This window comes from Pectobacterium araliae (genome assembly GCF_037076465.1).
Taxonomy (GTDB): Bacteria; Pseudomonadota; Gammaproteobacteria; order Enterobacterales; family Enterobacteriaceae; genus Pectobacterium; species Pectobacterium araliae.
The window spans coordinates 3,305,865-3,316,616 of the sequence record NZ_AP028908.1 but is presented as its reverse complement, the minus strand read 5'-3'; the positions used below and the strand labels follow the sequence as shown (position 1 = coordinate 3,316,616).

At 49.6% G+C, this 10,752-nt stretch carries 6 protein-coding genes, 3 tRNA genes and 3 rRNA genes; 9 read left to right on the top strand and 3 right to left on the bottom strand.

Going from position 1 to position 10,752, the window contains the following annotated elements; genetic code table 11:
• The first annotated feature begins 114 nt into the window (after positions 1 to 114).
• From AACH44_RS15040 to AACH44_RS15010, 7 genes are all read left to right on the top strand, one after another.
• Positions 115 to 1,656, top strand: a 16S ribosomal RNA gene (locus AACH44_RS15040).
• Positions 1,657 to 1,729: 73 nt separating this feature from the next.
• Positions 1,730 to 1,806: transfer RNA gene (locus AACH44_RS15035), tRNA-Ile, on the top strand.
• Between the two features lie 42 nt (positions 1,807 to 1,848).
• Positions 1,849 to 1,924, top strand: a tRNA-Ala gene (locus AACH44_RS15030).
• Positions 1,925 to 2,134: 210 nt separating this feature from the next.
• A 23S ribosomal RNA gene (locus tag AACH44_RS15025) occupies positions 2,135 to 5,042 on the top strand.
• A gap of 133 nt (positions 5,043 to 5,175) precedes the next feature.
• A 5S ribosomal RNA gene (rrf, locus tag AACH44_RS15020) occupies positions 5,176 to 5,291 on the top strand.
• The 16S, 23S and 5S rRNA genes sit together here with 3 tRNA genes alongside, the layout of an rRNA operon.
• 52 nt (positions 5,292 to 5,343) lie before the next feature.
• Positions 5,344 to 5,420 (top strand) — tRNA-Asp (locus AACH44_RS15015).
• Positions 5,421 to 5,638: 218 nt separating this feature from the next.
• Positions 5,639 to 6,427 (top strand): endonuclease/exonuclease/phosphatase family protein, encoded by a 789-nt coding sequence (locus AACH44_RS15010; RefSeq protein ID WP_261847776.1) that lies wholly within the window; start codon positions 5,639 to 5,641, stop codon positions 6,425 to 6,427.
• A 71-nt stretch (positions 6,428 to 6,498) separates the two neighbouring features.
• Here the strand turns inward: AACH44_RS15010 and mltD are convergent, their stop codons facing one another.
• Both mltD and gloB read right to left on the bottom strand, forming a co-directional pair.
• Complete coding sequence (gene mltD / locus AACH44_RS15005) at positions 6,499 to 7,872, bottom strand: murein transglycosylase D (protein ID WP_261847775.1); 1,374 nt, start codon at positions 7,870 to 7,872, stop codon at positions 6,499 to 6,501.
• A gap of 70 nt (positions 7,873 to 7,942) precedes the next feature.
• On the bottom strand, positions 7,943 to 8,698 hold the full coding sequence (gloB, locus tag AACH44_RS15000; protein ID WP_261847774.1) for a hydroxyacylglutathione hydrolase: 756 nt from the start codon (positions 8,696 to 8,698) through the stop codon (positions 7,943 to 7,945).
• A 43-nt stretch (positions 8,699 to 8,741) separates the two neighbouring features.
• Here gloB and AACH44_RS14995 point away from each other — a divergent pair, with 43 nt between their 5' ends.
• Positions 8,742 to 9,452: a class I SAM-dependent methyltransferase gene (locus AACH44_RS14995; RefSeq protein ID WP_261847773.1), complete on the top strand. Its 711-nt coding sequence runs from the start codon at positions 8,742 to 8,744 to the stop codon at positions 9,450 to 9,452.
• Between the two features lie 19 nt (positions 9,453 to 9,471).
• On the opposite strand, the gene rnhA is transcribed toward AACH44_RS14995, so the two are convergent.
• Positions 9,472 to 10,038 carry a ribonuclease HI gene (gene rnhA, locus AACH44_RS14990; protein WP_261847772.1) on the bottom strand — a complete coding sequence of 189 codons (567 nt, stop codon included), beginning with the start codon at positions 10,036 to 10,038 and terminating at the stop codon, positions 9,472 to 9,474.
• Between rnhA and dnaQ the strand changes: the two genes are divergently transcribed.
• Positions 9,992 to 10,729, top strand: a complete 738-nt coding sequence (gene dnaQ / locus AACH44_RS14985; protein WP_261847771.1) for a DNA polymerase III subunit epsilon — start codon at positions 9,992 to 9,994, stop codon at positions 10,727 to 10,729. The genes rnhA and dnaQ overlap by 47 nt on opposite strands.
• The last annotated feature ends 23 nt before the right edge of the window (positions 10,730 to 10,752 follow it).

Below are 10,752 nucleotides of genomic sequence, written 5' to 3'. Positions count from 1 at the left end.
CGTATCTTAACGATATAAAAAGTCTTGAAGAGTGAACAACAGTAAATTCATTACGAATAAACAGTTTTAATTCTTTGAGCATCGCTGACGAGTTCAGCAAATCAAACAAATCTTAAATTGAAGAGTTTGATCATGGCTCAGATTGAACGCTGGCGGCAGGCCTAACACATGCAAGTCGAGCGGTAGCACAGGAGAGCTTGCTCTCTCGGTGACGAGCGGCGGACGGGTGAGTAATGTCTGGGAAACTGCCTGATGGAGGGGGATAACTACTGGAAACGGTAGCTAATACCGCATAACGTCTTCGGACCAAAGAGGGGGACCTTAGGGCCTCTTGCCATCGGATGTGCCCAGATGGGATTAGCTGGTAGGTGAGGTAATGGCTCACCTAGGCGACGATCCCTAGCTGGTCTGAGAGGATGACCAGCCACACTGGAACTGAGACACGGTCCAGACTCCTACGGGAGGCAGCAGTGGGGAATATTGCACAATGGGCGCAAGCCTGATGCAGCCATGCCGCGTGTGTGAAGAAGGCCTTCGGGTTGTAAAGCACTTTCAGCGAGGAGGAAGGCGGTAAGGTTAATAACCTTATCGATTGACGTTACTCGCAGAAGAAGCACCGGCTAACTCCGTGCCAGCAGCCGCGGTAATACGGAGGGTGCAAGCGTTAATCGGAATGACTGGGCGTAAAGCGCACGCAGGCGGTCTGTTAAGTTGGATGTGAAATCCCCGGGCTTAACCTGGGAACTGCATTCAAAACTGACAGGCTAGAGTCTTGTAGAGGGGGGTAGAATTCCAGGTGTAGCGGTGAAATGCGTAGAGATCTGGAGGAATACCGGTGGCGAAGGCGGCCCCCTGGACAAAGACTGACGCTCAGGTGCGAAAGCGTGGGGAGCAAACAGGATTAGATACCCTGGTAGTCCACGCTGTAAACGATGTCGATTTGGAGGTTGTGCCCTTGAGGCGTGGCTTCCGGAGCTAACGCGTTAAATCGACCGCCTGGGGAGTACGGCCGCAAGGTTAAAACTCAAATGAATTGACGGGGGCCCGCACAAGCGGTGGAGCATGTGGTTTAATTCGATGCAACGCGAAGAACCTTACCTACTCTTGACATCCACAGAACTTAGCAGAGATGCTTTGGTGCCTTAGGGAACTGTGAGACAGGTGCTGCATGGCTGTCGTCAGCTCGTGTTGTGAAATGTTGGGTTAAGTCCCGCAACGAGCGCAACCCTTATCCTTTGTTGCCAGCGATTCGGTCGGGAACTCAAAGGAGACTGCCGGTGATAAACCGGAGGAAGGTGGGGATGACGTCAAGTCATCATGGCCCTTACGAGTAGGGCTACACACGTGCTACAATGGCGTATACAAAGAGAAGCGACCTCGCGAGAGCAAGCGGACCTCATAAAGTACGTCGTAGTCCGGATTGGAGTCTGCAACTCGACTCCATGAAGTCGGAATCGCTAGTAATCGTAGATCAGAATGCTACGGTGAATACGTTCCCGGGCCTTGTACACACCGCCCGTCACACCATGGGAGTGGGTTGCAAAAGAAGTAGGTAGCTTAACCTTCGGGAGGGCGCTTACCACTTTGTGATTCATGACTGGGGTGAAGTCGTAACAAGGTAACCGTAGGGGAACCTGCGGTTGGATCACCTCCTTACCAAGAAGATGTGTGTTAAGTGAAGTGCTCACACAGATTGTCTGATGAAAATAACGAGCAGAAATACCTTAATAGGCTTGTAGCTCAGGTGGTTAGAGCGCACCCCTGATAAGGGTGAGGTCGGTGGTTCAAGTCCACTCAGGCCTACCAACTCTTCCATGAGTGGTATCTAAGGTAACTGTAAGTAGAGATGGGGTTATAGCTCAGCTGGGAGAGCGCCTGCCTTGCACGCAGGAGGTCTGCGGTTCGATCCCGCATAGCTCCACCATTAAAAAGACTTCAGAGCGTATTGGAAACAGTATGCTGCGAAGTATTTTGCTCTTTAACAATCTGGAACAAGCTGAAAATTGAAACATGACAGCTGAATGAACATTGATACCTGCGGGTGTCAATGGTGAATCAGTCTGTCAATGAGTCTCTCAAATAATCGCAGCGCGATACGTGACTTTGATTACTCAAAGACACCTTCGGGTTGTGAGGTTAAGCGACTAAGCGTACACGGTGGATGCCTAGGCAGTCAGAGGCGATGAAGGGCGTGCTAATCTGCGATAAGCGTCGGTAAGCTGATATGAAGCGTAATACCCGACGATACCCGAATGGGGAAACCCAGTGTGTTTCGACACACTATCATTAACTGAATACATAGGTTAATGAGGCGAACCGGGGGAACTGAAACATCTCAGTACCCCGAGGAAAAGAAATCAACCGAGATTCCCTCAGTAGCGGCGAGCGAACGGGGAGGAGCCCAGAACCAGAATCAGTTTGTGTGTTAGTGGAAGCGTCTGGAAAGTCGCACAGTAAAGGGTGATAGTCCCGTACACAAAAATGCACAAGTTGTGAGTTCGATGAGTAGGGCGGGACACGTGACATCCTGTCTGAATATGGGGGGACCATCCTCCAAGGCTAAATACTCCTGACTGACCGATAGTGAACCAGTACCGTGAGGGAAAGGCGAAAAGAACCCCGGCGAGGGGAGTGAAATAGAACCTGAAACCGTGTACGTACAAGCAGTGGGAGCCTACTTGTTAGGTGACTGCGTACCTTTTGTATAATGGGTCAGCGACTTATATTCTGTAGCAAGGTTAACCGAATAGGGGAGCCGCAGGGAAACCGAGTCTTAACTGGGCGTTAAGTTGCAGGGTATAGACCCGAAACCCGGTGATCTAGCCATGGGCAGGTTGAAGGTTGGGTAACACTAACTGGAGGACCGAACCGACTAATGTTGAAAAATTAGCGGATGACTTGTGGCTGGGGGTGAAAGGCCAATCAAACCGGGAGATAGCTGGTTCTCCCCGAAAGCTATTTAGGTAGCGCCTCGTGAACTCATCTTCGGGGGTAGAGCACTGTTTCGGCTAGGGGGTCATCCCGACTTACCAACCCGATGCAAACTACGAATACCGAAGAATGTTATCACGGGAGACACACGGCGGGTGCTAACGTTCGTCGTGAAGAGGGAAACAACCCAGACCGCCAGCTAAGGTCCCAAAGTCATGGTTAAGTGGGAAACGATGTGGGAAGGCACAGACAGCCAGGATGTTGGCTTAGAAGCAGCCATCATTTAAAGAAAGCGTAATAGCTCACTGGTCGAGTCGGCCTGCGCGGAAGATGTAACGGGGCTAAACCATGCACCGAAGCTGCGGCAGCGACGCTTAGGCGTTGTTGGGTAGGGGAGCGTTCTGTAAGCCGTCGAAGGTGGCCTGTGAGGGCTGCTGGAGGTATCAGAAGTGCGAATGCTGACATAAGTAACGATAATGCGGGTGAAAAACCCGCACGCCGGAAGACCAAGGGTTCCTGTCCAACGTTAATCGGGGCAGGGTGAGTCGACCCCTAAGGCGAGGCTGAAAAGCGTAGTCGATGGGAAACAGGTTAATATTCCTGTACTGGGTGTTACTGCGAAGGGGGGACGGAGAAAGCTAGGTTATCCAGGCGACGGTTGTCCCGGTTTAAGCGTGAAGGTGGGTGACTTAGGTAAATCCGGGTCATCGTTAACACTGAGGCGTGATGACGAGTCACTACGGTGATGAAGTAACCAATGCTACGCTTCCAGGAAAAGCCTCTAAGCTCCAGGTAACATCAAATCGTACCCCAAACCGACACAGGTGGTCAGGTAGAGAATACTCAGGCGCTTGAGAGAACTCGGGTGAAGGAACTAGGCAAAATGGTGCCGTAACTTCGGGAGAAGGCACGCTGGCGCGTAGGTGAAGTCCCTTGCGGACGGAGCTGAAGCCAGTCGCAGATACCAGCTGGCTGCAACTGTTTAATAAAAACACAGCACTGTGCAAACACGAAAGTGGACGTATACGGTGTGACGCCTGCCCGGTGCCGGAAGGTTAATTGATGGGGTCAGCCGCAAGGCGAAGCTCTTGATCGAAGCCCCGGTAAACGGCGGCCGTAACTATAACGGTCCTAAGGTAGCGAAATTCCTTGTCGGGTAAGTTCCGACCTGCACGAATGGCGTAATGATGGCCAGGCTGTCTCCACCCGAGACTCAGTGAAATTGAACTCGCTGTGAAGATGCAGTGTACCCGCGGCAAGACGGAAAGACCCCGTGAACCTTTACTATAGCTTGACACTGAACCTTGAGCCTTGATGTGTAGGATAGGTGGGAGGCTTTGAAGTGTGGACGCCAGTCTGCATGGAGCCGACCTTGAAATACCACCCTTTAATGTTTGATGTTCTAACGTGGGCCCCTAATCGGGGTTGCGGACAGTGTCTGGTGGGTAGTTTGACTGGGGCGGTCTCCTCCCAAAGCGTAACGGAGGAGCACGAAGGTTAGCTAATCCTGGTCGGACATCAGGAGGTTAGTGCAAAGGCATAAGCTAGCTTGACTGCGAGAGTGACAGCTCGAGCAGGTGCGAAAGCAGGTCTTAGTGATCCGGTGGTTCTGAATGGAAGGGCCATCGCTCAACGGATAAAAGGTACTCCGGGGATAACAGGCTGATACCGCCCAAGAGTTCATATCGACGGCGGTGTTTGGCACCTCGATGTCGGCTCATCACATCCTGGGGCTGAAGTAGGTCCCAAGGGTATGGCTGTTCGCCATTTAAAGTGGTACGCGAGCTGGGTTTAGAACGTCGTGAGACAGTTCGGTCCCTATCTGCCGTGGGCGTTGGAAGATTGAGAGGGGTTGCTCCTAGTACGAGAGGACCGGAGTGAACGCACCACTGGTGTACGGGTTGTGATGCCAATTGCATTGCCCGGTAGCTAAGTGCGGAAGAGATAACCGCTGAAAGCATCTAAGCGGGAAACTTGCCTCGAGATGAGTCTTCCCTGGGCACTCGATGCCCCTGAAGGGCCGTTGAAGACGACGACGTAGATAGGCTGGGTGTGTAAGCGTAGCGATACGTTGAGCTAACCAGTACTAATGACCCGAGAGGCTTAACCTTACAACACCGAAGGTGTTTTGAGTGATGATGACTCATAGAGACATGTTTTGATATTTAGCTTGTTTTAGGATTGGTTCTGATGGTTGTGCGAGAGCGAGAGCGAAGCATAACGGTTGGAATGAAACAGAATTTGCCTGGCGGCGATAGCGCGGTGGTCCCACCTGACCCCATGCCGAACTCAGCAGTGAAACGCCGTAGCGCCGATGGTAGTGTGGGGTCTCCCCATGTGAGAGTAGGGAACTGCCAGGCATCAAATTAAGCAGTAAGCCGGAGCAATCTGGTGGTTGTAGAGAAATTCGGTGGAGCGGTAGTTCAGTTGGTTAGAATACCTGCCTGTCACGCAGGGGGTCGCGGGTTCGAGCCCCGTCCGTTCCGCCACTTATTCACAAAAAGCCCTAAGTTAACGCTTAGGGCTTTTTGCATATATGGAAATTAGATCATTCTCTCTTTTCTCTTCCCCTTACGTTTTTTGTCAACCGTTTATTCTTTTCCTATCGGTGAGCGTACATAACCAGTCTGCGATAAAATTCTTATAACGGAAGTGGGCTATTTTTTGATAGGGTATTTAGAGTATTGAAACTGATAGTGGATTAGGCGTGCGGAAAAGAACCTATGCAATGAGATATGTTGCCGGTCAACCAGTTGAACGTATCTTTCCTCCCGGGGAAATGCATTATCCGGGGCAAGCGCTACCGACAGGCTCATTGTTGCTGGAGGGGGATGTTTTACGCGTAATGGTGTGGAATATTTTTAAGCAACAAAGGCTGAACTGGCTTTCCGTGTTGCAAAATTTCGGTAAAGGCACCCAGTTAGTCCTGTTGCAGGAAGCACAAAGTACACCAGATCTTATCCGCTTTGCGACCACGAACTACCTCTCTGCCGATCAAGTGCCAGCCGTTATCCTCCCACAGCATCCATCCGGTGTGATGACGCTATCAGCAGCCCAGCCGGTATATTGCTGTCCTTTACGTGAACGGGAACCTTTGCTACGTTTGGCTAAGTCTTCTTTAGTAACGGTCTATGCTCTTCAGAACGGGCAGAGGCTGATGGTTATCAATATCCATGCGGTTAACTTTAGTTTTGGTGTTGAGGTTTATACCAAACAACTGGCCGCAATTGGGGAGCAGCTGATACATCATCAGGGGCCAGTAATTATGGCTGGAGATTTCAATGCATGGAGTCAGCCGCGTATCAACGCGCTTAACCGGTTTGCGACAGGAATGGGGCTACAGGAGGTCTATTTTGTTGATGACCAGCGGCGTAAAGCGTTTGGGCGACCGCTCGATTTCGTCTTTTACCGTGAGCTGACTGTTAACCAGTCTTCTGTATTGGTGACTCAGGCCTCAGATCATAACCCACTGCTCGTTGAATTTAGCCTGACTTAATCGCTATAAAAAAGCAGCCCTCTACATTTCTGTTGGAGGGCTGTGTCTCGTTGCTGATCCTGATATGACGTTTAAGAATCAGGTTTTATATTACTGCTAACATAAAGCGTCAGACGATCGCCTGGCTGGATATTGGCATTCTTATTAATAACCGTATTCCAGCGCATCACATCAGCGATATTTACACCATGACGCTTAGCAATGCTTGCCAGCGAATCACCCTTGCGTACTTGATAGGTGATAGAACTGCTATTGCTTGAAGCTTTAGCAACTTGCAATGTCTGCCCAATCTTAAGCGCGCCAGCGCTACGTAGATTGTTCCAACTCTGCAAATCTTTCGTGCTGACATTAAGCCGCGCTGCAATTGCCGATAAGGTATCACCGGAACGAACCTTATACTGCTGTGACTCTGGAGTTGACTGCGTTTGCGCTAAGCGTGTTGGTTGAATCGCTGCGATGTCACCATCAGCCAGTGAATCTTTCAACTGCTCAACGTGAGCTTTAGGAACCATAATGTAATGTGGCCCATTTGGTGCGGTGACATTACGCTTATAGCCCGAGTTATAGCTCTTCAGCTTATTCAACGATAGACCAGCCATCTCAGCGGCTTGAGTCAATTCAATCTGCTGCCCCAGTTCAACCTTGGCTAATGCTCGGCTTTCATTAGGTTGTGGCAGGCTCACGCCATACTTTTTGCTGTTTTTAAGAATATCGCTCAAGGCTAACATCTTAGGAACATAAATGGACGTTTCTCGCGGTAACACCAATGCCCAAAAGTTGGTTGATTTCCCTTTTGCTTTATTTACTTTCATCGCCTGCATGATGCGACCTTCACCACTGTTGTACGCAGCAACCGTCAATAACCAGTCACCATCAAACATCGTGTTGAGCCGTTGCATCATATCCAGCGCAGCTGTCGTAGACGCTATTACGTCGCGACGCCCGTCATACCACTGGTTTTGTTTCAAACCATAATTACGTCCTGTACCAGGGATAATCTGCCATAGCCCAGCGGCATTGGCGGATGATGTGGCACTTGGATCAAAAGCGCTCTCCACTATGGGTAGCAGTACCAGTTCCATCGGCATTTTACGTTGCTTAATCTGCTCGACTATCCAGTACATGTACGGCTCTGCCCGCAATGTTACATCGTGGAGATAGCTCTTATTTTTTAAATAACGCGTTTTTTGCTCGCGGACCCGGGCGTTATCCGGAACCTCCATCTTCAGCTCGTCGCCAATGAAGTTCCACAGATCTCGTTGCGCGAGGCTATCGTCATCTAACCATCGCGCGGAGGCCTCTCGGCCATCTGTGTACTTTCCTGCTTCACTTTGACTTGCCGAAGACAAACTCTGTGCATGCTGTTTGGGTTGCGAGGTGTCATGTGGTGATACCTGGCAACCAACTAGCAAGACTGAGGCGATGATTATCGCTTTAGCCTTCATATGTTGGTCAATAGTTGCTTAAAAGACGAGCAAGGATACTTTGATTAGAGGAATAGCACAACCTAAACCTTCAGAAGCAGTCTTTCTGGCTGCGTAGCAGCTCAAAAACTTGCCAATTCTCTATATTTTCAGGTTCTTTTGCTAGTTTTCTTTTTAAATCAAATTCATGGCAACGGAGAAAAAGATTAATTCTTCTTTCCAACCCTAATGTTGTTGGTAAACTAGACTGCGATTTTTCGCGTATCTGGCTGATTTTATGGAGGTAAGCTTCAATACTTGGGTCTTCTGGCCATATGGCATTAGAAAACCTTAAGTTTGATAACGTGTATTCATGAGCACAGCACACCACGGTATCATCAGGGAGGGCGGCTATTTTATTAATTGATTCATACATTTGCAGCGGTGTTCCTTCAAGTATTCGGCCGCATCCTGCTGAAAATAGCGTATCACCGCAGAACAAAAATGGCGCATTATAGTAGGCAATATGACCTGATGTATGTCCTGGAACCTCAATTACAGAAAATTCCGAATTTAACAAAGAAACAGTATTTCCCTCCTCGACGAGATAGGTTGCGCCGTATTTAGCGGTTTCTTTTGGCCCAAAAACAGGCAGGTTAGGGTAATGTTTGAGGAGTTCGTTAACGCCCCCGACATGGTCGTTATGGTGGTGAGTGAGTAAGATTGCTTCGGGAAAAAGTGAGTATTGTTCGAGAGAATTAAGCACGGGGGACGCCTCACCCGGATCGACAATCACACAACGCTTGTCTTTATTACTCAATAACCAAATGTAGTTGTCCTGAAGTGCGGGGATACTGATAAGATTCATTCATCACCTCTTTTTTCTAGTTGCCTGAGGACGAGAACAGAAGATGAAATCGGCACAAATTCCTCAGACCATTGTGGCTCCTGATTCATGGGATGATATCACCTGCGGGCAGTTTTATCGCGAGTCGCTTGAGCTGGCTTTGTTGCCATGGTGGCCAAAACTCTTTGGTTTTCACCTTATCAAGATAGGGGCGCTGAGTGCAGAAATCGATGTGACAGAGTGCGCAATCGCGCATCAGGTTAACGTTGCTCCGCATGGTGATAATCTTCAGGTCGTGGCTGATGCCCATCAACTGCCTTTCTCTGAAAAATCGATTGATGCCTGCTTACTTGCCCAAACGCTGTCTTATTCGTCGGATCCGCATCGTGTTTTGCGTGAGGTTGATCGCGTCTTGATCGACGATGGTTGGTTAATTCTGAGTACATTTAATCCGATCAGTTTGGTTGGCGTTGGCAAACTGATCCCTCGGCTGAATAAAAAGCATCCCTATTGCAGTCGTATGTTTACTCTAATGCGCATCACGGACTGGCTGGGACTACTGAACTATGAGGTTATTCATCGGACTCACTTTCACGTTACACCATGGCGAAGGAATAAGGGGAAGTTGAATAAACATATTCCGATGCTGGGGTGCCTGACGTTAATTATTGCCCGAAAGAGAACTATTCCGCTGACGTTCACGCCGATGAGAGCGCGGTTGCAGAAAGCGTCTGTGCGCCGCACGGTGGGCGCAACAAAGATATATCGGAGATGAGATCGATGCCTACGGTGATTTACTCAGCCTGATAGCCAGTGTCATCAAGCATTGGCGCACTGGCGGCGGCGCGAGCAAGCTCATCGCAGCGCTCGTTTTCCGGGTGTCCGGCGTGTCCTTTTACCCATTCCCAGCGCACGGAATGGCGTTGAATCGCGGTATCCAACCTTTTCCAGAGATCGACATTCTTGACGGGCTTTTTGTCGGCGGTTTTCCAGCCACGTTTTTTCCAGTTATGAATCCAACTGGTGATCCCCTGACGAACATATTGGCTATCTGTGCTGAGTACGACGTCACAGTCGGTGGTCAGTGTTTCAAGCGCTGCAATTGCGGCCATCAGCTCCATTCTGTTATTCGTCGTAAGACGATAGCCTTCACTTAACGCTTTTTCGTGCTGCTTGTAGCGCAGCAGGGCGCCATAACCGCCGGGGCCGGGATTACCGAGGCAAGATCCGTCGGTGAAAATTTCTACCTGTTTGCGCATCTCTGGTAGACTCTCCCTCATGGTAAAAACGGCAAGTCTGACATAAACGAAAACGATGAGCACTGAAATTACGCGACAAATCGTCCTCGATACAGAAACCACCGGTATGAATAAACTGGGGGTTCACTACGAAGGGCATAAAATTATCGAGATCGGTGCGGTCGAGGTGATTAACCGCCGCCTGACTGGCCGTCATTTTCACGTCTACATCAAACCCGACCGTTTAGTGGACCCAGAGGCCTATAACATACATGGTATCAGCGATGAGTTTCTTGCTGACAAACCGACGTATGCGGATATTGCGGATGATTTCCTTGATTTTATCCGTGGCGCGGAGTTGGTCATTCATAACGCGATGTTTGATATCGGCTTTATGGATTATGAATTTCGATTGCTGAATCGGGATCTTCCTAAGACGGAAACATTCTGTAAGATCACCGATAGCCTGTTTATGGCGCGGAAAATCTTTCCTGGTAAGCGGAACAGTTTGGATGCGCTTTGCGATCGTTATTTAATAGATAACAGCAAGCGTACGCTGCACGGCGCATTGCTCGATGCCGAGATTCTGGCTGAAGTTTATCTGGCGATGACCGGTGGCCAAACGTCGCTAACTTTTTCGATGGAAGGTGAAACGCAGCAAAAGAGTGAGAATACCGAAACGATCCAGAGAATTGTTCGCCCTCAGTCGGCATTGAAGGTGCTTTACGCAGATGATGCTGAACTGTTAGCACATGAACAGCGTCTGGATTTGATTGTGAAAAAAGGCGGTAGTTGCCTGTGGCGGGCTGAGTAATATCGGCAGCGTTCCGTTCTTGG

What these genes read in the sequence shown, in the direction of transcription:
- mltD (WP_261847775.1), bottom strand. Translation starts at nt 7,872, where the DNA reads ATGAAGGCTAAAGCGATAATCATCGCCTCAGTCTTGCTAGTTGGTTGC.
- gloB (WP_261847774.1), bottom strand. Translation starts at nt 8,698, where the DNA reads ATGAATCTTATCAGTATCCCCGCACTTCAGGACAACTACATTTGGTTA.
- AACH44_RS14995 (WP_261847773.1), top strand. Translation starts at nt 8,742, where the DNA reads ATGAAATCGGCACAAATTCCTCAGACCATTGTGGCTCCTGATTCATGG.
- dnaQ (WP_261847771.1), top strand. Translation starts at nt 9,992, where the DNA reads ATGAGCACTGAAATTACGCGACAAATCGTCCTCGATACAGAAACCACC.